The organism is Candidatus Neomarinimicrobiota bacterium (genome assembly GCA_034716895.1).
Classification (GTDB): Bacteria; Fidelibacterota; UBA8477; order UBA8477; family JABMPR01; genus JABMPR01.
Genome location: JAYEKW010000003.1, coordinates 1 through 22,647, shown reverse-complemented (window position 1 = coordinate 22,647; position 22,647 = coordinate 1). Strand labels below are relative to the sequence as shown.

The 22,647-nt window shown below is 46.3% G+C and carries 16 protein-coding genes and 2 pseudogenes; 12 read left to right on the top strand and 6 right to left on the bottom strand.

The genetic code is table 11. The features are described 5' to 3' along the window. Positions 1-347 precede the first annotated feature (347 nt). The 5 genes from yqeC to U9Q77_00145 are packed head-to-tail and all read left to right on the top strand — an operon-like array spanning position 348 to position 4,835. The gene (gene yqeC, locus U9Q77_00165; protein MEA3285775.1) at positions 348-1,085 is read left to right on the top strand and encodes a selenium cofactor biosynthesis protein YqeC; all 738 of its coding nucleotides are present in this window, start codon (positions 348-350) and stop codon (positions 1,083-1,085) included. After that, positions 1,085-1,672: a nucleotidyltransferase family protein gene (locus U9Q77_00160; protein MEA3285774.1), complete on the top strand. Its 588-nt coding sequence runs from the start codon at positions 1,085-1,087 to the stop codon at positions 1,670-1,672. Before yqeC ends, U9Q77_00160 begins: the two co-directional genes overlap by 1 nt. Next, positions 1,662-2,468, top strand: a complete 807-nt coding sequence (gene yqeB / locus U9Q77_00155) for a selenium-dependent molybdenum cofactor biosynthesis protein YqeB (protein ID MEA3285773.1) — start codon at positions 1,662-1,664, stop codon at positions 2,466-2,468. The genes U9Q77_00160 and yqeB overlap by 11 nt, the downstream gene beginning before the upstream one ends. Continuing rightward, complete coding sequence (locus U9Q77_00150; protein MEA3285772.1) at positions 2,461-3,483, top strand: XdhC family protein; 1,023 nt, start codon at positions 2,461-2,463, stop codon at positions 3,481-3,483. Before yqeB ends, U9Q77_00150 begins: the two co-directional genes overlap by 8 nt. Next, the gene (locus U9Q77_00145) at positions 3,480-4,835 is read left to right on the top strand and encodes an amidohydrolase family protein (GenBank protein ID MEA3285771.1); all 1,356 of its coding nucleotides are present in this window, start codon (positions 3,480-3,482) and stop codon (positions 4,833-4,835) included. The genes U9Q77_00150 and U9Q77_00145 overlap by 4 nt, the downstream gene beginning before the upstream one ends. Here the strand turns inward: U9Q77_00145 and U9Q77_00140 are convergent. Continuing rightward, entirely contained in the window at positions 4,818-5,153 is a 336-nt protein-coding gene (locus U9Q77_00140) for a hypothetical protein (GenBank protein ID MEA3285770.1), read from the bottom strand. The genes U9Q77_00145 and U9Q77_00140 overlap by 18 nt on opposite strands. Beyond that, complete coding sequence (locus U9Q77_00135) at positions 5,150-5,359, bottom strand: helix-turn-helix transcriptional regulator (protein ID MEA3285769.1); 210 nt, start codon at positions 5,357-5,359, stop codon at positions 5,150-5,152. The genes U9Q77_00140 and U9Q77_00135 overlap by 4 nt, the downstream gene beginning before the upstream one ends. A 241-nt stretch (positions 5,360-5,600) precedes the next feature. Here U9Q77_00135 and U9Q77_00130 point away from each other — a divergent pair, with 241 nt between their 5' ends. The 7 genes and pseudogenes from U9Q77_00130 (at position 5,601) to U9Q77_00100 (ending at position 15,215) form a co-directional block, all read left to right on the top strand. Further along, a complete protein-coding gene (locus U9Q77_00130) occupies positions 5,601-6,770 on the top strand; it encodes an MFS transporter (GenBank protein MEA3285768.1) in 1,170 nt (389 codons plus the stop codon). 206 nt (positions 6,771-6,976) lie between these two features. Further along, positions 6,977-7,159: pseudogene (locus U9Q77_00125) on the top strand (Rdx family protein). A 258-nt stretch (positions 7,160-7,417) separates the two neighbouring features. Further along, the gene (locus U9Q77_00120; GenBank protein ID MEA3285767.1) at positions 7,418-8,359 is read left to right on the top strand and encodes a hypothetical protein; all 942 of its coding nucleotides are present in this window, start codon (positions 7,418-7,420) and stop codon (positions 8,357-8,359) included. A 2-nt stretch (positions 8,360-8,361) separates the two neighbouring features. Then, entirely contained in the window at positions 8,362-10,863 is a 2,502-nt protein-coding gene (locus U9Q77_00115; protein MEA3285766.1) for an Ig-like domain-containing protein, read from the top strand. Between the two features lie 33 nt (positions 10,864-10,896). Further along, positions 10,897-11,814 carry a hypothetical protein gene (locus tag U9Q77_00110; protein MEA3285765.1) on the top strand — a complete coding sequence of 306 codons (918 nt, stop codon included), beginning with the start codon at positions 10,897-10,899 and terminating at the stop codon, positions 11,812-11,814. An 8-nt stretch (positions 11,815-11,822) separates the two neighbouring features. Next, positions 11,823-14,297 (top strand): Ig-like domain-containing protein, encoded by a 2,475-nt coding sequence (locus tag U9Q77_00105; protein ID MEA3285764.1) that lies wholly within the window; start codon positions 11,823-11,825, stop codon positions 14,295-14,297. 27 nt (positions 14,298-14,324) lie between these two features. Beyond that, positions 14,325-15,215, top strand: coding sequence for a lytic murein transglycosylase (locus U9Q77_00100; GenBank protein ID MEA3285763.1), 891 nt, complete (start codon positions 14,325-14,327; stop codon positions 15,213-15,215). A gap of 2 nt (positions 15,216-15,217) precedes the next feature. Here U9Q77_00100 and U9Q77_00095 read toward each other — a convergent pair whose 3' ends face one another. From U9Q77_00095 to U9Q77_00080, 4 genes and pseudogenes are all read right to left on the bottom strand, one after another. After that, positions 15,218-15,748: a hypothetical protein gene (locus U9Q77_00095; GenBank protein MEA3285762.1), complete on the bottom strand. Its 531-nt coding sequence runs from the start codon at positions 15,746-15,748 to the stop codon at positions 15,218-15,220. 2 nt (positions 15,749-15,750) lie between these two features. Next, a pseudogene (locus tag U9Q77_00090) lies at positions 15,751-15,900 on the bottom strand (mechanosensitive ion channel family protein). Positions 15,901-16,136: 236 nt separating this feature from the next. Next, entirely contained in the window at positions 16,137-18,965 is a 2,829-nt protein-coding gene (locus U9Q77_00085) for an insulinase family protein (GenBank protein ID MEA3285761.1), read from the bottom strand. A gap of 571 nt (positions 18,966-19,536) precedes the next feature. Then, positions 19,537-22,392 carry an FAD-binding and (Fe-S)-binding domain-containing protein gene (locus tag U9Q77_00080; GenBank protein MEA3285760.1) on the bottom strand — a complete coding sequence of 952 codons (2,856 nt, stop codon included), beginning with the start codon at positions 22,390-22,392 and terminating at the stop codon, positions 19,537-19,539. Positions 22,393-22,647 lie beyond the last annotated feature (255 nt).

Genomic DNA, 22,647 nt, shown 5'->3' with positions numbered 1-22,647 from the left:
CGTGACCAATATCACAAAGACCTTCTCCCTTCCTGATCCAATTTAGACAAATCATTAATAATATTAGTGATAGAGATCATATCCAGGCATATATCATTTTTTGATCGGTTCTACCCTGGTGGAAAGCTTAGAATTTCTGTTTTTTTAGTCATTTCCGGAGCAGATATGACAGCTTCCTCCCTAACCGCGGAAATCGATTCAGGATTGGGAACCACCACCAAACAGGAATGCGAATCCTCGCCTTGGGTTGCCTGTTGCCAGTGGTCTGATACCCTGATCTGTATTGGGATTCGTTCCGAGATGCTCAAATGACCTTCGCAAGGTTGAAACATTGGTTATATTCGTCGATGAAATTTTCTAAACTACTTTTTGAAACCCCCTCGCAAGCATATGATGCGTGCATCGGCATATTAGGTGGCGGCGGAAAAACTGCCCTGCTTCACACGCTGGGTGATGAGCTGGCCAGGTATCATGCTCACGTGATCCTATCCTCGCTTACTAAATCCGGTGTATCTGATATTCACAAGGTTCATTTTTATCCTGAATTTGATTCCGAGGAAAACAGACCAGGCCTTCTGGAAAGCAACCCGCTCTATATCATGGGTGCCGTGGAACATGCTGAAAAACTGTTGGGCCTTAATGAAGATGAGTTGCACAACCTGTATAAAGCCTCTGATCTCACCATCTTTGAATGTGATGGTGCTCGGAAAAAACCTTTCAAAGCACATCAACCATTTGACCCCATGATCCCGAATTATGCCACTCACGCCATTATCTTGGTTGGTGCCGATGCTGTGGGTGCAAAAGTTGATGGCAAATTCGTACATCGACCGGAATTGTTTCGAGAACTATGGGAGGTTAATGCCAATTTTGTGTTGGATCCGGCCTTCATTGCCAAAGTGCTTACCAGCCAGTATGGCTATCTGCAAAAAGTGCCTGCCGGGATAGAAGTCGCCTATTTTGTGAATAAGGCAGATCTCTATCCAGAGGAAGCGTTGAAACTGGCTCAGGCAATCGCACGCGTCAGCAATTCGACCATCTACCAGGGGAGTCTTGAAGCAGGTTATCTGGATCAGGTTCATTAATGCTGAATTTGGCCATGATCATTACTGCGGCTGGACGTTCTACCCGCTTCCCGCCTAACAAATTGCTGGAAACTTTGGAAGACCGGACGGCCATTGAGCATACGGTGAACACATATATTGGCTTTGATCTGGATACTTATGTGATCCTGGGTTATCAAAGTGCTCAGATCATGAATGTTTTGGAAAAACGATTTGATGACAGGCTGATATTTGAATACAACACTGAATTTCACACCGGCTTGGCCAGCTCAGTGATCACCGGGATCAAAGCGGCTGGCAGAAGTTATGACTACTGGTGTTTCTGTCCCGGCGACAAACCGTTTATTCAACAGGAGACCGTTGGATCACTCATTAATAAACTTGAGCAGGAAAAGCCCTTGATCCTTGCTCCTCGGTTTGAGAATAAATTGGGGCACCCGACTTTCTTTTCAACTGAACTAGCCCCACAATTTCTGGAAACTACCGGAGATATTGGGGGTCGTCAGATCATCAATGATTTTCGTCAGGAAACTTTGTTTGTCGATGTGGCAGATGAAGGGGTTGGGTTGGATATGGACTATTATCTGGAGTTTGTCAATGTTCGATAAAACTATTGTGTGGGTTAGGGGAGCCGGAGAGCTGGGCAGTGGCGTCGCTCATTTGCTCCACCGGGTTGGGTTTTCTGTGTTTATGTCTGATATCTCGCCACCTCTGGCCATCCGAAGACCGGTCACTTTCAGTGATGCCATCATGGATGGATCAACCACAGTCCAGGGTGTTCTGGCAAAAAGCATTCAAAAATATGAGCTTCCTCAGCCAACCCCCTGGAGCTATATCCCCGTCTTTGAAGATGAAGCTGAACAATTATGCAAATTAGCCCCTGATATTATTGTGGATGCCCGCATGATCAAACACTATGCTGAAGATTTTCGCCCCTGGGCTAAGCTGATGATTGGTCTAGGTCCTGGTTTTGATACTTCAAAAAACTGCCATCGAGTTATTGAAACCATGCGGGGACATGATCTGGCCCGGGTGATTTCGGATGGCAGGTCCTCCAAAGATACAGGAATACCGGGCGTTGTGGGCGGTGAAACATCCCGGCGTATCGTACGAGCCCCTCAAGCGGGACGCGTCACCTGGCAGGTTGAATTTGGACAGATTGTTGGCCAGGATCAGCAACTTGGCTCTATCGATAACTCCATATCCATTCTTGCTCCACTGGATGGGATTGTTCGCGGATTGATTTCGCACCATACGCCAGTCATAAAAGGGATGAAGATCGGTGATGTGGATCCCCGGGGGGCTTCAGTTGAATATTTGCATATTTCTGAGAAAGCCAGAGCCATCGCCTCTGGTGTTTTTGAAGCTATTGTGCTTTATCTAAAAGCTCAATCCCGTGCTTAAGCACCTTCTGAAACAATGGTCAAACCATTCTGGTAAACAAAAAGCCGTTCTTTGTTCAGTAGTAGAGTGGAAAGGCTCAGTTCCTCGCAAAGATTACCCCTTGATGCTGGTTCTGGGGAATGGATCGATCTTGGGCACTATCGGTGGTGGCTCCATGGAACTTAAGGTGATTAAAGCAGCCAAAGATCTCATGGAAAGGTCTGATTCCCGACTTTTCAATTTTGATATGACGGGGCACGATGTCAACGACGATATCGGTCTGTGTGGTGGAACCCTAAAGGTGCTGGTCGAACCATTCACCCGAAGTATGCAACAATTCTATCAGGATCTGTTGGGTCAAATGAGCGACAATCGCAAACTCATGGTGAAACTATCACTTGATACAGGCCAAACAGTACGAGTTGAACGAGAACTCATTCCATCCAGACAAACGATAGTTGATAATGATGTCGATTTACAGGATAAACTCCAGGGAATATTCGAGAATCAAAAGACCAGCGCATTTAAATATAAAAATCAGCACTATCTCTTGTGGCAGCCGTTCACTCCACCGGTAATTCATATCTTTGGAGCTGGTCATGTGGGACAATCCGTGGCTAATCTGGCTCATTTTAATGATCTCCAGGTCACCATCTATGACGATAGAGAAAAGTTGATGACTTCAGCTCGATTTCCTCATGCACAACGTGTTTCTCTGGAATTTCCCATAAACTGGAAGGACGTGCCGAAAATACCTGAGCAGGATTTCGTGCTTATCGCCAGTCGCGAACACAAACATGACCACGAACTTTTGATGGGAATTCTCAAACATCCACCTGTTTATGTTGGACTGGTGAGCAGCGCCCGAAAATGGCGCATCCTTTCTCAAAGTCTGCTTGGTGAAGGTACCCCTGGTGAGGCAATAGCCAGGGTTCACGCTCCGGTGGGACTCAATATTCAGGCTCAGACAGTCCCTGAAATTGCCATCAGTATCATGTCTGAAATTGTTGGTTTTTACCGGGGAGCTGATCTGTGAGTTCACTTCTGATCAAGAACGGCCTAGTGATTCATGCTGATGGTCAACGTCATGAGGATATCCTGATTCAGGATGAAACGATTGTGACTGTAGGCCAACAGCTTGATGTAAACAGGCAACCTAAAATCATCGATGCTTCAGGAAAGTGGATCTTTCCCGGAGTGATCGATCCCCATACCCACATGGGCATTCCCATCAAATCCGGCATCTCTTCAGATGATTTTTCCAGCGGCAGCCGCTCAGCACTCCACGGTGGAGTGACCACCATTCTGGATTTCACCATCCTGGAAGCGGGACAATCTTTATCTGAAAGTTTAGCTGTTCGCAAAAAACTGGCTGAGGAAGCGTTCTGCGATGTGGGTCTGCACATTAACATCACTCGTTTCGAGCCCGAAATACTGGCAGAAATCCCCAGCTTGATATCCATGGGTTTCAACAGTTTCAAGGTCTTTACCACCTACAAAGAAGCTGGGATGATGCTTGGTTATGAGCAAATAAAGACTGTGGCAAAGATCATTGGTTCTCATGGTGGTGTTCTCATGGTGCATGCCGAGGATGATCAGGTCATCACGCAGGCTTCAGCAGTTTATGCTGGTCAGCATAAAACCCATCCCAGATATCATGGTTTGAGTCGACCGGCAGAGGCTGAATTACGAGCTATCGAAAAATTGGGAAGGATCTCTGAGCTCACCGGTTGTACAATTTATATTGTTCACCTCAATACAGCTGCTGGCCTGGCAGAAGCTTCAAATTTTCCTTTGTTAAAAGTCGAGACCTGCCCCCACTATCTGCTGCTGGATGAAAGCGCCTATGAGCGGGAAGATGGACGCATGTTCGTATCCAGCCCCCCCTTACGTAAAGCGGCTGATCAAGCAGCCTTATGGCAAGGGATCCAAGATGGACAGATCCATACTGTTGGCTCTGATCATTGTCCTTTTTGTCTGGATGATAAGCCCCGGGATATTCCATTTCAGGATATCCCCAACGGCATGGGTGGCGTGGAAACCCTCTTCCCCACCCTGCTGGCAGAATTTATCAAACGCGGCCTCGATCTAGGTCTGTTATCAAAACTGACCAGTCACAATCCGGCTGAAATTTTTGGTCTGCAACAGGTGAAAGGATCGCTTAGCTTGGGAGTCAATGCCGACTTACTCATCATCGACCCAAGCGCTTCATCAACTGGCTGGGAAAAGGATCTGGATACAACCCTGGACTGGAATGCTTATGCTGGACTGCCGGCTCTCTTCCCGGAAACGGTAATTCGTAGAGGGGAGGTAATCGTTTCTGATGGCCCGGTGTTAACTCCCACTAAGGGCAGACTGCTTCGATCAATGTTAATTGGTCAAAAATAACGCCGTACCAATCGCCCCTCTGACTATGGAAATATTTGCAACAAAGATATAAAACCAATTTACATCTGGAAACCACATATAGACCACGGTCATAAGAACAGCAATGGCTATTCCCTGGGCACTGTCAGTTTTATGAATCAAAGCAAGTTCTCGTTCATCTGGAGCATATTTCGTTTGGACCAGGATAAGAGCCAGCAGAAAAGGGATAAAGCCATAACCTACGCCAACCAGTCCAAACTGAACGCAGGCATAATACGTCCAAAAACCACTAAAGAACTGCACCACAAACAGCAAGATATAATTGCCTCTGAATTTCATTTTTCATCCCTTTCTAAATGGAATATTTCTTCAATATTGGTTTCGAAATAGCCTGCGATCTTCAAGGCGGACATGACGGATGGCACAAACTTACCCTTTTCAATGGAATGGATGGTTTGACGACTCAAACCCACCGCCTGAGCCAACTGCTGCTGGGTGATGTCCCGTCGTGCCCGCCAGACCTTCAATTCATTTGTTAATTCCATGATACCCTCATATTTATTTCATCGGAATGTAAATCATGAAAGACTTTATGACAAGTACTCTTTACATAATTATAACTATAGATTACATTTATCGAAAATACCGTGCTGCGCTGAATCACATCCGTTTAAAACGACTTTTTTGATCTGCTTAAATCTGGTCGGTCACGATATAGCTGGAAGCAACACTGAGCGGTAAAAAAAGCCTTCAATCAATCAACACTTTGAATTAGCCTCTTTGCCAATGCAAAACATCAAACAAGATCGCATGTTCATTTTCCTGGCTATCATGTCTATCGCCTCTACTGTAGGCCTGCAAGCCTGGCGCACTCTTTTTAATAATTTCGCCGTGGAAGTAGCCGGCTTGGGCGGTGATCATATTGGCATGATCCAGTCAGTCCGGGAAATCCCCGGTTTCCTGGCTCTGCTGGTCGTATTTGTAACCCTGGTTATTCGGGAACACCGGTTATCGGCATTATCCATTTCTGTCCTTGGGCTGGGGGTTGCTATCACCGGCCTATTCCCTTCCTATATGGGACTGATTTTCACCACCCTGCTCATGAGTTTTGGGTTTCATTATTTTGAGACAACCAACCAGTCTTTGACACTCCAGTATTTCGACAAACACACTTCACCCTGGGTCATGGGCAAACTGCGTAGTTATTCATCCGCTGCTGCCATCATGATTGGTATTATTATTCTCGTGCTTAGCTCCTTCCTTAGTTATGAAGCCATGTTCGGAATCCTGGGATCACTGATCATTGGAGTCGGTATCTGGGGCGCCTTACAGAATCCGACCCGCGCAGATACGGTTCCTCAACACAAAAAAATGATTCTCAGGAAACGCTACTCATTGTATTATTTTTTGACCCTTATGGCCGGTGCCCGGCGTCAGATATTTGTGGCTTTTGCGGTCTTTCTACTGGTGGAAAAGTTTCATTTCAGTATCAAGGAGATTACCCTGCTCTTCATGTTGAACAATGCCATTAATTATTTCCTGAGCCCCTTGATTGGCAAGGCCATCATTCGTTTCGGAGAACAAAAAGTATTGTCAGTGGAATATCTGAGCCTCATCTTCATCTTCATTGCTTATGCCACCGTTGACTCCAAGTTGATCATTGCCGTCATGTATATTCTGGATCATATTTTCTTCAACTTCTCCATGGGAATCCGCACTTTCTTTCAGAAAATCGGTAATCCAAAACACATGGCACCCACTATGGCCGTTGGTTTTACCATCAATCATATTGCTGCAGTGGTAATTCCCGTTTTAGGTGGTTTAGCCTGGATTGTAGATTACCGAATTCCCTTTTTTGCCGGAGCTGGCATGAGTCTAATTTCCCTGTTCGCGGTTCAATTCATTTCCAGGAGTATCCAGAGAGCGGAGCTGAAGTCTCAAATCGATGGCACTTAATATTCATCAATCTCCTACCTCACTTCAATTCCCAAATCACCTGACAATCTTCAGGTGGAAATGCAAAATCCCAGGTGAACCACTTTTTGTCTTTAAGATTCATTTTCAATGGTTGTCAATAGCAGTTCCCGTTTTAGTTTAGTCCAGCAAAGGAGAAACAGATGAAAATCAAAGTTGAATACTGCGTTATCTGAAACTACCTACCCAGAGCAACCAGTTTGGTTGCCGGAATTCTTGAACAATACGGCAATAATGTCGAGACCTTGACCATCTTACCTTCCAGTGGAGGCGTTTATAATATCTGGAAAGATGATGTTCTTGTTTTTTCCAAAACACAGGAAGGTCGCTTCCCCTTCAGTGATGATGAGGTCATTCGACTACTGGATTAGTCCTTTACCATCCCGCCAATACCAATACCAATAACTATCTTTTCCCTCCCGTATTCTCCCAAAAGGGAAAACACTTTCGTGTAATTCGTGTAATTCGCGGTTTCTCATTTGCAAACCTGCTTTGCCTTATACCAGATCACAGACCAACAATTGTTAGCTTATTCATGTTTGAGAGCCCTATTGACCCGACTAAGTTTGGCAAGACTTTTTACTAACTGGCATAAGGGTGCCGTAAAAACTTATTTTGGGGAGAAAATCATGTATCGACATCTGGGGTTGATTACAATTATACTGCTGTCTCTGGCCAGTATTTCACTGGGCAAACAGGCTATCCCAAAAGGCGAACCTATTGCTTTGAGCATGCCAGGAGATTTTTACATGGCTCCCCAGTGGTCACCAAATGGTGATCAAGTGGCTGCAGCGGGTCCCAGCTATACCGGTTTATTTCTGATTGATTTTCCAAGTGGCGTTGCGATCCAGCTCAGTAATGCCTATTCAGCAGGATACGGTTTTGCCTGGTCCCATTCAGGCACCAGGATCGCCTCCCGAATAGCTCACTTCGATAATATGCTGAGAACCAATACGCTGGTAAGCTTCAATACTGAGGATTACTCAACTCAGCTGATCAGCGAACCCAGAACCCGTATGACCGGAACCCCCCTTTGGTCTACCACCGATTCCCATGTTTACCTGACCAATGCTGATAAGTTTGAAAGTTTTCATGCCAACAATAGCCGGACAACCTCCTTAAGTGAGTCTCTCTTTTATGTGAAAGACGGCCAACTACTCCATCGTGATACGGCCGGAAACAATGATCGCACACTCCCAGTCAACCAGGATAACATCACGAGCTATGCTGTTTCCCCTGATGGCTCCCGAATTGTTTATTCAACTTCCGGTCAAAAGCTATGGATCGCCAACAGTGATGGCAGTGGACAACATAGTCTTGGATCCGGAATTGCACCGGACTGGTCGCCTGACAGCAAGTGGATCGTTTTCATGCTGACTGAAGATGATGGCCATACCATGTTGGGCTCGGAATTGTATCTCCTGGACACTGACACCGAGACCCGTTTAAATATCAGCAATACTCCAGATCAGCTGGAAATGCATCCGGACTGGTCACCTGATGGGAGCTGGATCGTTTTTGATACTGAAGGACGTGGCCAACTCTTCATACAACAAGTGGAATGGAGGTAATCATGCGGAAATTAATATTGATCCTCTTGCTGACCATCTCTGGATTAAATGCACAAGTAACCGGTCTGGCCGGTTGGAATATCTTTCTGGATCCCGGGCATAGTCGTACTGAAAACATGGGTGTCAACGGCTATTCCGAGGCAGAAGAAGTCCTGCGAACCTCTCTGAATCTACGGGAAATACTTTTAACTCAGACCGACATTGATACGGTCTGGTCCGCCCGATATAATGATAACGTTCAGGTCAGCCTGTACGAGCGAACCCTGGATGCAAATAATCGGAGTGCTGCCTGGTATCATTCCATTCACTCCAATGCCGGTGCGCCTTCACACAACAACGTCCTATTGCTTTGGGGCGAACTGTATAATGGAACCCCTGATCCACCAGTGGGTGGAGAAGCCATGAGCGATATTATGATCGAATTGCTGGCAGATGTCATGCGCCTACCATCCATCGGTTCTCGAGGAGATTGCTCGTTTTACGCCTACTCTGGCGCCTGTACAGCCAGTTGGCCCGGTCCCTACCTTTATGTTAATCGTAATACCAATATGCCCAGTGAATTAAGCGAACAGGGACACCATACCAATCCCCTGCAAAACCAGCTCGCTATGAACGAAGAGTACAAACGGATGATGGCTTACAGTATGTTCTGGACCATTCTGGATAAATTTGGGCTGGATCGACCCTTCCCCGGTATTCTGGCAGGCCTTATCACCGATACGGAAACTGGACAGCGAATCAATGGTGCAACTGTAACCGTTAATGGTGAGAGTTATACAACTGACACCTATGAATCACTATTTCATTTGTTCACAGGGAATCCAGATGCCTACCATAACGGTTTCTATTTTTTCGAAGACCTGCCTGATTCCAGTTATGAGGTAATCGTTGCGGCTGAAGGGTATTACGCTGACACCCTCCAGGTAAATACCTTGGTTGATGATTTTGTCACTTTTCAAGATATCCAACTTCTGGCTCATATTCCACCAGTGATTGCATCTTCAGAACCGTCAGCTGATGACCCGCGTTTTCCAGCCTGGGAAACCCTGGTTTTTAATTTTAATCGTGCCATGGACGAGGCATCAACCGAAGCAGCTTTTAGCATTACCCCTGCAGTTTCCGGGGTTTTTGATTGGGCGAATCTATCAAAACGCTTGAGCTTTATTCCCGATGATACTCTGGCATACGAAAGTGATTTCTCCATAACAATTTTGGGGACAGCCCATGATGTCCATGGTCACCAGCTGGATGGGAACTACGATGGAATAGGTGGCGACGATTGGACCATTTCCTTCCATACCAGCCCTCCGGATATCACTGCTCCGGTGCTGGTGTCAGTCTATCCTGCGGATGGCACTCAGAACATGGAGTTGCGCCCCATGATCAACATCAGTTATGATGAGGAGTTGGAACCAAACAGCATCGATCCGAATCTGATCAAGTTGGAACGGCTTAGCGATCTGCACTTGATCGAAGGACGGTTGGAGCACTATGTGATCCACGAGAAAAGCACACTGGTCTTCTATGCCCAGGAAAATCTTCTGCCATCAGAGAATTATCGTCTCCGTATCTTCCCCGGCCTGGAAGATCTGTTTGGCAACGCCACCAGCAGTGGCACATTATTAACGTACCGGACTGCAAACTACACCCACACAATTACCACTATTGATAATTTTGACAGCAGTATCTCAAATACCTGGCTAGTTCCTCAACAGAGCGGAAGTACAACTGGTATTATTACTGAGTTAACCAGTGTTGGGCTCAATGATAGCGTGGTTACTTTCACCACTTCAAGTGTCAGCTCCATGCAATTGAACTATGGCTGGGACCAGGATGTTTCCTCCTGGCTGCTGCGAGAATATCTTAGCGGTGGCGCTCCTCGCAATGTTCACTTCAATAGCACTAAGATTATGCAAGCCTATGTTTTTGGAGATGGCTTAGGGAATCATTTTCGCTTCTGTGTCGATGACAATGTTCCAGTATCAGCAGCAGCTAATCACGAGGTTAGCCCCTGGTACACGATTGACTGGTACGGCTGGCGCCTGATAAGCTGGGATATGTCGGTGGACGGAACCGGTACCTGGATCGGTGATGGAAATTTAAACGGCATGCTGCGCTTTGACAGCTTTCAACTGACCTACGAACCGGATCAACCAAATGTTGGTGTCTATTACATCGATGAATTGAGGGTAGTGGAGCGCAATTATCTGGCATTGGATGATTCTCCTGATCAACAACCCACGGAGTTTGCGTTGCTGCCCAATTATCCCAACCCATTCAATCCCTGGACTAATATTCCCTTTACTTTACCTGAACGGACTGAGGTGCAAATCAGCATTTATGACCTGAGAGGTGCCGAAGTTGCCCACATATTCAGTGGATCATTGGAAGCCGGCCGGCATGTTACGCGTTGGAATGCAGCCCCTTTTACATCAGGACTTTATTTGGTGAAGATGGAAACCAATGATATCTCCATCACACGTAAGCTCACCGTTTTAAAGTAAATTGGATCAGTTTACTTAGAGGAGAAACCTATTTTGAAAACGAATTTTATTGTGCTGCTACTCATCATGACAACCGTGCTATCTGCCAAAGAGATCGTTGTGGAAGCAACCCGGAAACTCAATGGCAATCTGGAAGAACCCAGCTTTTTCCCAAGTTATTCAGCAGACGGTAATTCTATATATTTCACAGGCAATGCTTATACCGGGCTCTGGTCAATGGATCGTTCCAGTTTTGAAATATCCATGATCACAGATGTACCGGGAGCGGGATTTCAACCTATAAGCTTGACAGATGGTTCCATCGTCTTCAGGCAGGATGAGTTCATCAGTGGGCGAAAATATACCTCATTGTTTAGGTCAAGCACCAAGGGGATCCACCGTCTTATCGATCAAAAGCGTTTCCTGTCAACCACTGGCACTGCTGATGATCAAATAATAACCCGCACGGGAAACGACCTGGTTATGTTGGATGGCCCCAGTGAAAGCAGAGTTGATGCTTTACCAGCTGCCACTGCTCTGATAAATGCTGATCTCGGTTTGAAATTATTGCAAAATGGCATTCTGAAAGATCTGGAACCCCTGGGAAACGCAAATTATATCTGGGGGCAATTATCTCCGCAAAAGAATCTCATCGTTTTCACCGGGGTTGGCCGGGGAACTTTCATTTGTGACCTGGATGGTAAACTGATCACAGATCTCGGTTTGGCTCATGTACCGCAATGGTCTCCTGACGGTCATTTCCTGGTTTTCATGAAAGATCTGGATGATGGTCATCAATTCACCGAATCTGAAATATGGATATCTTCTGTTGATGGCAGCCAAGCCTGGATGATCACGGATACACCCAATCGGATCGAAATGTACCCGCAGTGGTCACCTTCGGGTAAGCAGATCATCTATCACTCACCTCAGGGTGAGATCTTCGAAACCACAATTTCCATCATCGACTAGAGGCTAAAATGAAAAAAACCATAATACTTTTCCTGGTGCTGGCCTCAATAACATTTTCACAGGACCTAACTGGCGTGAGGATCTGTATCGATCCCGGCCATGGGGGTCATGAAGGTGATGATCGCTACATTGAAGCAACCGGATTTTGGGAGTCTGAATCAAACCTGACCAAAGGCTTGGAGTTGAGGACTATCCTCCTTGGGCTGGGAGCAGACGTTGCGATCACACGCACCGGAAACAATGGCACCACCGATGATCCCTCGCTTTCTGAGCGGATCGGTCTGGCCAATTCTTTTAATGCCGATTATTTCAATAGCATCCATAGCAATGGTTTTAACGGTACCGCCAATTACACCATGGTTATTTACAATGGGCATACCAATACGCCTACATATCCCCTGGCAAGAACCATGGCTCTAATCATGGCGCCTGACATCCATGCCGTTGATTATACCACCAGCAATCTTGCCATTGGAGATTTGACCCTGAATCCCAGTTGGACCTATGGCTATGGCGTGCTTTATCCTGCTAATATGCCGGCAACTATTTCTGAGGGTTCTTTTCATGACTATCTGCCGGAATCCTGGAGATTAATGAATCTGGACTACCGCAAGCATGAAGCACGAGCCATTGCCAGAAGCTTCTTGGATTACTTTGATGAACCAGGCTTTTCAACTGGTGCGATCGCCGGCTTGGTACGGGATGCTGAGGAACTGGTTGATTATTTTTACTTTTCCAGTCTTGGTGATCAGCGATTACCCCTAAATGGTATTCAAGTAAACATTGAGCCAGGTGGTTTCAGCTCTACCGGTGATGATAACAATAATGGATATTTTTGTGTTGATGATCTGGCACCCGGTCAGTACGAGATCACGGTCAATGCTCCAGGATATGCAACTGATTCAAGGACAGTTAATGTTAGTTCCAATACAACAACCATCAGTAATTTTATACTTCAAAACAACGCCCCCCCTATTATTGTAAGCTCTCATCCGGCAAATGCCGATACCACCTATCCTGCCTGGGACATTCCAAATTTTACTTTTTCCAAAGCCATGAACGAAGCTTCTGTGGAAGCAGCTTTCACCATCGAACCTCACATTGACGGAACTTTTTACTTCGCTCCCGATGGTAAACTAATGGCTTATCTGATAACCGACACGCTGGCATATCTCACCGATTACACCATCACAATTGCCGGCACGGCCATGGATCTTTCCGGTTTTCACCTGGACGGTGACCAGGATGGCAGTGGTGGTGATGATTGGACTATCTGGTTCAGAACCAGCCCACCGGATAATACAGCACCCGTCATTGTGGACACCTATCCGGTTTCAGGGTCTGAGTTGGTAGATCTTCGACCGATCTTTAACATTGTTTGGGATGAGGAACTGGAACCTGAGACAATTACTACCGACATGATCAAACTTGAACGGATCTATGATCTTCAGCTTCAGGAAACTGTTATTGAACATCATGTTATCAACGATCAGAGCATCCTGGTGCTTTATGCCATGAATGACCTGCTTGATGCCGAGTCCTACCGAGTGAGGATTTTTCCCGGTTTCGAAGACCTTTTTGGAAACGCTCAAAGCAATGGCACGTTGATCAGTTTTACAACTTCCAATTTTGATTACAACATTGTCAGTATTGACAACTTTGAAAATGGCTTGACTTCAAACTGGTGGCAACCATCCTCCAGTGGCAGTACAACAGGCGAAATTGGTGTGGAAACTGCCATGTCCGGCAGTACGGACTTAACGGTCATGAACATTGGGAGCGAAACTTCAATGGCTCTCAATTATGGCTGGAATCCCGATGCGGGATCCTGGCTGATTCGCGAATACCTCAACTCTGGGCCCCCTCAAAATGTTCACTTCAGCAGTAGCAAAATTATGCAGGCCTACGTCTTCGGGGATAACAATGGTAACCAGTTTCGTTTTTGTGTCGATGATAATGTCACGGGAAGCGGAACTCACGAGGTCAGTCCCTGGTATACTATTGACTGGTACGGCTGGCGACTGATAAGTTGGGATATGGCGGTGGACGGAACCGGAACCTGGATCGGCGATGGCAATCTGGACGGCTCGATGCGTTTTGACAGTTTTCAGCTGACCTACGTACCGGGTCAACCAAATGTTGGGGTCTATTACATTGACGAATTGAGAGTGGTGGATCGCAACTATCTGGCGCTGGATGATCCACAGGATCAACGGCCAGCAGAGTTAGCCCTGCTACCCAACTATCCCAACCCATTCAATCCCTGGACCAGCATTCCCTTTACTTTACCAAAACGAGCTGAGGTGCAAATCAGCATTTATGACCTGAGAGGTGCCGAAGTGGCCCACATATTCAGTGGATCATTGGATGCTGGCCGACATGTTACCCGCTGGAATGCAGCCCAGGTATCATCCGGGCTTTATTTAGTGAAAATGGATGTCAATGATATCTCCATCACACGTAAAATCACAGTCCTAAAGTAAATTGAATCAGTAACCGAAGATCAGAGCATGATAAAACTACAAGTCATCATACCCTTTTTCCTCTTATTGACCGCGACGCTGGTCTTTGCTGACCGTGAATCAAAACATGGCACGGTTCCCGTCAGTTGGTCCAATCAAGTGGAAAAGGACATGGTCAACCTTATTGCAAAGAATGAGCAAGCCAGACAAATTTATACCCGGGTGGTTAAGCGTTTGCGTCGTAGTGGTGTTCCGGCAACTTATGCCTGGCAGGTTCTTTCAAATCCTGGGATCAAGATCGATCCAAGTATCTCAACCCGGTTTGCTAAACCGGCTGAAAAAATGGATTATACTGATTACCGGCGTATCTTCGTCAATACCAAGCGGATCGATGGGGGTATAAAATTTTACAATGAACATAAAACCCTGCTGTATCAGGTCGCAAAACGCTATGGTGTGGATCCATATCTCATCCTTAGCTTTGTTGGTGTAGAAACCCAATATGGAATGTATGCCTCGGCTTATCCGGTCTTCAACTCGCTTCACACCATCATCCATAACATTCCCCGCCGGGCAAAATGGGCCGAAGATGAAATGGTCGCCTGGTTCATGATCTGTCGCGTTGACGGTTTAGGTCCGCATGATGTTAAAGGCTCCTATGCCGGTGCCTTTGGCTATGGACAATTCATGCCCACCAGCTTTAAAAGTTACGCTGTTGATATGGATGGAGATGGTGTGAGGGAGCCCTTTGAATGGGCGGATGTTCTGGCCAGCATTGCTAATTATCTGCTCAAACGAGGTAATTATCAGATCAGCAGTACCGATTTTTCAGAGAATTCAGCCAATTGGCGAGCAGTCTACAAATACAATCCTTCTAAGAATTATGTGAGGGTTGTTCTCGAACTGCGAGCTGAGCTCAAGCAAGCCATAAACAGCTAGACTTATTCCCTTACAGCTGGAACCACCCCGCCGATCACATAAAGCAAGGCCATCAGCACCAGCGTAAATTTCGGAAGGGCAACCCATTTCGCCAGCACCGGCAACACCTCATTCTGTGACCCCAATAGCAATTTAATCAAGGCAATATTTTCAACGATATCCAGAAAAGAAGCCAGGAGTACTCCTGCTGCCAACCAAACTCCCAACTTTTTCACAGTAGACCACTGCATCGGTAATCTCTGAGATATAAGCAGGCAACCCAACGCTATTGTAAATCCATAAAGGGCCAAAAATAAAAAGTCCAGACCCATATTGATCCCAGCATAGATCATGGTCTGCCCGCTCCAGGATTTAATGATATCCTGGCTTCCCTCGAGGGTCCCGATCAATTCAAAAGTGATAATTCCGCCTGGGGCAGCTTCTGTCTTAAGCGGCTCACCAGTGATCTGCATTCCAAGCAGTGTAAGGATTGTCAAGCCAACCAGTATCCAAAATACCGGGACTATCTTTTCCTGATTCAATATTGCCAACATGATTAATTGCCTTTTTGATGGACGTGAACAGCCGTCTGAGGAAATGGAATACTGATGCCGGACTCATCCAGAGCCAATTTGATCTTTTCAGTCAGGTTAAACTTAACCGCCCAGTAATCGAACCAGGGTCTCATCAACTTGTTGACGCTTGAGCAGTTTTGCCAAAAGACCGGTAACTTTGCGGGCAATATATTTACCAATAAAGAATATGAGTATTGCCCCCAGAATACTCCAAGCATAATTATGTCGAGTAGACCTGTTCTATTATTGTATTGATATCCATTTAAATTTTTCTCCTGTTTATTGATCGAAATTGCTACTGAGTTGGTTCCGGGCTGGTATTACCCATGTCAACCGTAACCCGCCATTGTCCATCAAGCTAAACAGCTTAATCCTCTGGATACAAAGTCACCTGGATCATGTTATCCAGGTCAAAATATTTGGCTGCTGCGGCTTGGGCATCTTCTGCATCAAAGCCCTCGATCAACTCACTGAATTTCATGAAATTCTCCAGATCGCGACCTTCACGATAGTAGACTGCCAACGAATTCAGCCAATACCTATTCTTTTGGATATTGATCTCACGTTCACGGCGTTGGGATTCCTTTACCTTATCCACATTGGTTTGATCCGGAGCTTCGGTCATGATCTTTTTGATCTCAATCATAACTGCATCCGTCAATTCATGAACTCTGTCTGGAGCACAGCCGAAGGTGACATTCAATGAATATTCTGCTGTGGGTTCTTTGGACATACTGGCCCAGACTCCAACACCATAGACACCCCCCATATCTTCACGCAGCACCTCCCGGAGACGAATACGCAGAACTTGCATCATGGAATACATATCATAACGGTTTTGACGGGTATAATCAAAATCACCTGAGAAAACTATGCGGGTAGTGCTCTTTGGTTCCACGCCTCGCTTCACGTCGCGGGTGATCTTGCCCTGAGGGGTGACAACATTTTCATCCACCCACTTTTCGTTCCTGTTCATCACTGGTAGCGATCCAAGATATTGAAGGATCAATGGGGTGATCTGTTCCTGGTTAAAATTTCCCACAAAGAAAAAGGTGAAATCACCGGCATCGGCAAATCGATCATTATACAATTGTTGAGCTTTGGTCAGATCGATCTGATCCAACATGGCAACGGTCATTGGTTTGCGCCGTGGATGATGTCCGTTCAGGGTCACCTTCAAAGTATCGCCGTAAGCGGATTCAGGACTCAGGCTCTTGTTTTCCAGCTGTGACCGGAATTGGGTCATGAGCGATGCGAAAGCCTCACTATCCTGGCGACTGGCAGTGAATTGAAGATAGATCAATTGGAATAATATTTCGAGGTCAGCAGGAGAAGCAGAGCCGCTCAAACCTTCATAGAGAGCCTGAATATAGGGTGTGGTGGAGACCTGTTTTCCAGCCAGCATTTTTTGCAGATCCACCATACTGAAAGTCCCCAAACCACTATAATCTATGATCCTGGCAGCCATCTTGCCTGTGATCAGATCCTCATCTGAAAAGACCGAATACCCACCCGGGCTATAAGCCTGGAACAGGATTTCATCATTTTTAAAGTCTGTTGATTTCAGGACCACCTTCACACCGTTGCTCAGGGTCAATTCATGGGTGTCGATATCTTCATAAACCTTTTCAGCAATGACAGTCCCGGCCTGGGGCAACTCTGGAATAAGTGGATCGGTAGAGACATTATCTACATAGGGATCGATGTTTAGAGTCGCAATCTTTTCAAATACAGCAGCTAATTCAGTTTCAGATGGCAACGCCAGACCTTCTTTTTCAGGACTGGATGCCATCACCACTCTATTTTCATCTGTAATGAGTTTCTGCGCCAGAGCATTCACTTCTGTTAGCTGAATACCGGGAACCGTTTCCTGATATAGCTTGAATTCATATTCGATTCCAGGTGTTGCCTCTTCTTGCAAAAAATGCCGGATTAATTCAGAGGCATATCCGCGAGATTCCTGTTTATCGCGTTCCTGGTAGAGTTTTTCCATTCCTTTGAGAATCTCTTTTTTGGCTCGGATCAACTCAGTTTCTGTAAAACCATACCGGCGAACCCGCTCACCTTCAACCAAAACAGCTTCCAGTCCCTGAACAAGACCTCCATCTACCACACCGGCCCCCAGGGCAACCATCTCAGCAGTGCGAGCCCAACCCCATTTTGCGGAATAGGCATACAGGAAGGGTGAATCAGCTGTCTGGGAAATCTCACTAAAGCGGGCATTTAGCATCTCATGGTAGAGTCGCTCAACAATACCGCTGCGATACTCTCCCGCTGTACGATTGATATGAGCAGGATGCTTGAACAAAACATTAAGGCTGGAACGTGTCGCTTCTGGATCAGATGCCAACGCAAACAGGGTCTCCTGGTGGCCGGGAACCGCATGGGCTTTTCGCTCACGTGTTTCATCCCGTTTTGGAATAGCACCAAACAGACTTTTGATCCTGGCTTCCATTGCCAACGGGTCAAAATCACCTACAGCTACAACAGCCATGAGATCAGGCCGATACCATTCCTTATAAAACCGTCTGATGGTCTCATAACTGGCATTTTGAACCACATCCATGGAACCAATGGGCAATCTTTCAGCGTATTGAGAGCCCTTGAACATAATGGGGAGCTGCTTATCGAACATGCGCTGTCCAGCACCCTGACCCAACCGCCATTCTTCTAATACAACCCCACGTTCTTTGTCGATCTCTTCATCTTCAAGGGTGACCTTGTGAGCCCAGTTCTCCAGGATTTGCAGACCTTTATCCAGCTGACTGGCACTGTCGGTTGGCACTTGAAGCATATAGACCGTTTCATCAAAACTTGTGTAGGCATTCAGATCAGGTCCGAAACGCATCCCGATGGATTCCAGATAATTCACCAGATCCTGTTTGGGGAAATCTTCTGTCCCGTTAAAGCAGAGGTGTTCAAGTAAGTGTGCCAGGCCCCGCTGGTCTTCATCTTCCAAAATAGAACCGGCATTGATTACCAGTCGTAACTCTGCCCGATTTTCCGGTTTGGGATTAACTTTAATGAAGTATTCCAGACCATTCTCCAGCTTTCCGCTAACCAGATTCGGATCGACCGGTAGTTGTGAATTCAGATCAATGGTGGCAGTTTCGGCTTCTTGCCCGGTGAACACACAAGCCGATAACAAAAGAACGAGACCGATCAAAGCAGGTAAAATGAAACGTGAACGAAGCATGTTTATATCTCCTGATAATTATTCAAAATAGCAAAACAGTATAATTTGATTCCTGGTTGAATGGTACGACTACTTGCTTACAGGATGGTAACGGGAATATTTTTTAAAACAGGCTCATCGTCAGAATGCGTACCTGGATACAATCATTGAGATTTGTGGTCAATAAAATATTCTGGGGTACAAAGGTATAAGAGGCCGTGTGAAAACTCCATTGCAATGGAATAATTACTTGCTAACATTAGCTTTGGTTTTCTACGTATAGTGCTGTTACTCTTGATACTTACCCCAGGCTTCAGCCTGGGGGTTATAAAAATATTAAAAAGGAGGGCTTTAGCCCAACAATACTGGGCTAAAGCCCATAGAACCAGTAGGATATCATACCCCCAAGCTAAAGCATGGGGTAAGAGTTGTCCCTATTCTCACACAGCCTCTAAAGCATGGGGTAATTACAAAGCGCCACAACCTTCAGTTGAATTTTGTCAATACAACTATTTTAGAGAAACTTCTGCTAAAATCTAGCTACGTCTTTTTGAGCCCAGTAATTTCGCTCCGGGAAGACCCCTGAAACCGACTAACTCTCAGATCTTATCAGGGCTTTATGCACGAGGGTAATCAATGATTGATAACTCTGGTCAGTTGCCAGACTCATCCCGATCTCACAGGTGCGACTGGTGGAATAGTAACCTTGAGCAGCAACTTGCTTCACTTCTCGGGCTTCTGCCGTGGTGGCGCTTTCTGTCAGTTCAGGGACTAAAAATCCTCTATCTCCTGCAAAACCACAACAGCCTGTATCGAGGGGAACGACCACTTTCCGGGCACAGCGTTGGGCAATATTCTTCATTTTCTCCTCAATCCCCATCTGGCGGGTGGAACAGGTCAAATGCAACACAACCTGCTCCTGCACCTGCCAAAGACTGAGTTTATCCAGAACTTTATCATGGAGATACTCCACCATATCCATGATCTTCAAATCCCGCCAACGCGCCAGATGAATCCCACTCAAAATTTTGTCGTAGTGTTTGAGATGGTTGGAACAGGGGCTGGTATCCATAACGATGGGCAATTGCCCTTCTAAAGAACTGATCCATAGCATTTCAGTCGTTCGGATAGCGGCCTGCAGGGCTGTGTCCGGAAAACCTTTGGAACTGAAGGTCAAACCACAGCACAAATCGTCCAGGTGTTGTGGATACCCCAGTTGAATATCTGCCGCTTCAAGCACTTCCTGAAAAGCCTGGGGAACTGACAATTCGGGTTGGCTAGTATCTGACAAACCTCGACTCAAGCAGGAGGGGAAATAGATCACCTCAGCTTTGCCAGCCTCGGAAGCTGGCTGACGACAACTCTGTCCGACTCCCAGCTGGCTATTTAAAGCTGGAAATGCTCCATGACTCAGGGTTGCCAGCGTTTTTACTCCGCTATGGATAGCTTTATTTTTCAGAAGAATGCGGAGGGGTGTGAACAAACGCATCAAAGATCTGAATCCGATCATGGTCCATGAAAAATTTCGTTCCAGGCTTTGGCTGAAAGCTCTACTGGCTGAACCATGATTATCGGCGCGGAGTTGCTTCATGAGTGATCCAGTATCAATGTCCATCGGGCAGCTAAGACCACAAAGCCCATCGGTGGCGCAGGTCTCAATACCTGAATACCTGAAAGCTTTTGTCAGTTTTTTAACCAGAGCTTCATGCTCTCCGGTACACCTATACATTTCGATCTCACGCAGCACATTGATCCTCTGACGAGGGGTCAGGGTCAGATCTGCCGAAGGACACCAGGGCTCACACAGTCCGCATTCAATACACTTATCGATGAGAGGGTCAACCCGAGGAATGGGTTTGATATTTTTTAAATGGATCTGATCATCACTACTGATCAACACATCGGGGTTCAGGATGCTCGAGGGATCTAGCAGAAGCTTCAACTCTTGCATGATACGGTAGGCTTCAGTCCCCCATTCCCGCTGGACGAAAGGTGCCATATTGCGACCGGTACCATGCTCTGCCTTCAAGGATCCATCGTATTTGTTGATGACCAATTCAACCAGATCTTCCATGAATTTCCTGTAATTCTGGAGTGTGCGCTCACGGGAAAGGTCAAGACTAAGTTTAAAATGAAGATTACCGTCACCGGCATGGCCAAAGATCACAGCATCAGTATAATCGTAGTGCTTCAACAGGAATTTGAGGTCTTTGATGGCTCGCGCCAGATCCTTGACCTTAAAACAGACATCCTCACTGAGGACTGTGGTTCCATGGGGTCGTGTTGCTGCATGAAGGGGTCCCAACTCACGCCGCATTTTCCACAATTTGTCCCGCTGTGCTGGATCATTGAAAAATTGAGGTTTTAAATGTGGTTGTTTCTCAAGAATGATTTGTAGTGCAGATTCGACCTTACGGCTTAGGGCGTCTGGATCACCTGCTTGAAATTCAATAAGCAGGGCAGCCGAGCCTTCTGTTAAATGGCCATATATTTCATCTGGTAAACCGGTTATGTGCTGAACAGCCCGGATAGCTGCATCATCCATGATCTCCAGAGCATAACTACCTGCTCTTTTCAACTTGGGCACCAGCCCGGCGGCCTCATTGAGAGAATTTACGATCAACAACGCGGTCGCCCTGTGCTCCTGAAGAGGAATGGTATTCAAAGTGACGTTTGAGATAAATCCCAGGGTTCCTTCTGATCCGACCATGAGATGGGCTAATATTTCCAGCGGCTTTTCAAAGTCCAGGAAGCTATTCAGGGCATAACCCGAGGTGTTCTTCAGCTTGTATTTATTGCGAATTTTTTTTGTTAGGGCTGTGCTTCCCCTGATCTGATCACGCAGTCGCAATAGACCTTTGTATGCCTGAGGAGCCTGGCGCTGAAATTTTTCATCATCTTGAGGATCGGCAGTGTTCAAAATCAATCCATTAGGCAGCACCATTTCCATGGAAGCCAGGGTTTGGTAACTATTTGCAAAATTGCCTGACCCGATCCCGCTGGCATTATTGGCCACAATTCCACCGATCAAGGCTGACCGAATGGACCCCGGATCTGGACCGATCCGATAGCCCCGAGATTCCAGGTGTTGATTGGCTTTTTCAGCAATAACACCCGGTTGCAACTTGATTTGTTTGCCACCCTCGAGAATCTCCAGATCGCGCCAACCCTGTTTGATCTCCACCAGGATATCATCGCTGACAGCCTGACCTGAGAGACTGGTGTCGCCGGCTCTGAAGACGATGTTTCGTTTACGTTGGGTGGCAATCCGGAAAATAGTTGCGATATCATTAACTGTTCTGGCTTTGACCACGAACCGGGGTAACAGGCGATAAAAACCGGCATCCCGGGCAAAAGCGTGACGCTGAAGTAATTCATCGCTAACTTGCTCAGCAGATAGTTGCCGTTTTAGATCACGCCGGATACGCGTTCGAAAAGGGAAATACATTGGTCTTATGCCCCTGGATGGGTGTGTTTTGCTTTTCTAGACGATGCTTTGAACCATCGTTGATTGTTCACCCGATAAATTTAATTCAAGGTGAGCGTCATAACTCGCTCAGTAATTGTGGAAACAGGAATACACATGGGAACAATAATCGTGTCTGTTCCTAAATAGCTGATACTGTTGATCATTCGTTCATCGTTCTCTTCAACAATATCGTAGCGGATTTCAATTTGATCTCCTGACAAAACATAGGTTCCG

Bases quoted from the DNA above. Each gene is read 5' to 3' on its own strand.
- U9Q77_00105 (MEA3285764.1), top strand. From the start codon at position 11,823: ATGAAAAAAACCATAATACTTTTCCTGGTGCTGGCCTCAATAACATTT.
- yqeB (MEA3285773.1), top strand. From the start codon at position 1,662: ATGTTCGATAAAACTATTGTGTGGGTTAGGGGAGCCGGAGAGCTGGGC.
- U9Q77_00080 (MEA3285760.1), bottom strand. From the start codon at position 22,392: ATGTATTTCCCTTTTCGAACGCGTATCCGGCGTGATCTAAAACGGCAA.
- U9Q77_00135 (MEA3285769.1), bottom strand. From the start codon at position 5,359: ATGGAATTAACAAATGAATTGAAGGTCTGGCGGGCACGACGGGACATC.
- yqeC (MEA3285775.1), top strand. From the start codon at position 348: ATGAAATTTTCTAAACTACTTTTTGAAACCCCCTCGCAAGCATATGAT.
- U9Q77_00120 (MEA3285767.1), top strand. From the start codon at position 7,418: ATGTATCGACATCTGGGGTTGATTACAATTATACTGCTGTCTCTGGCC.
- U9Q77_00160 (MEA3285774.1), top strand. From the start codon at position 1,085: ATGCTGAATTTGGCCATGATCATTACTGCGGCTGGACGTTCTACCCGC.
- U9Q77_00095 (MEA3285762.1), bottom strand. From the start codon at position 15,748: ATGTTGGCAATATTGAATCAGGAAAAGATAGTCCCGGTATTTTGGATA.
- U9Q77_00130 (MEA3285768.1), top strand. From the start codon at position 5,601: ATGCAAAACATCAAACAAGATCGCATGTTCATTTTCCTGGCTATCATG.
- U9Q77_00100 (MEA3285763.1), top strand. From the start codon at position 14,325: ATGATAAAACTACAAGTCATCATACCCTTTTTCCTCTTATTGACCGCG.
- U9Q77_00140 (MEA3285770.1), bottom strand. From the start codon at position 5,153: ATGAAATTCAGAGGCAATTATATCTTGCTGTTTGTGGTGCAGTTCTTT.
- U9Q77_00115 (MEA3285766.1), top strand. From the start codon at position 8,362: ATGCGGAAATTAATATTGATCCTCTTGCTGACCATCTCTGGATTAAAT.
- U9Q77_00085 (MEA3285761.1), bottom strand. From the start codon at position 18,965: ATGCTTCGTTCACGTTTCATTTTACCTGCTTTGATCGGTCTCGTTCTT.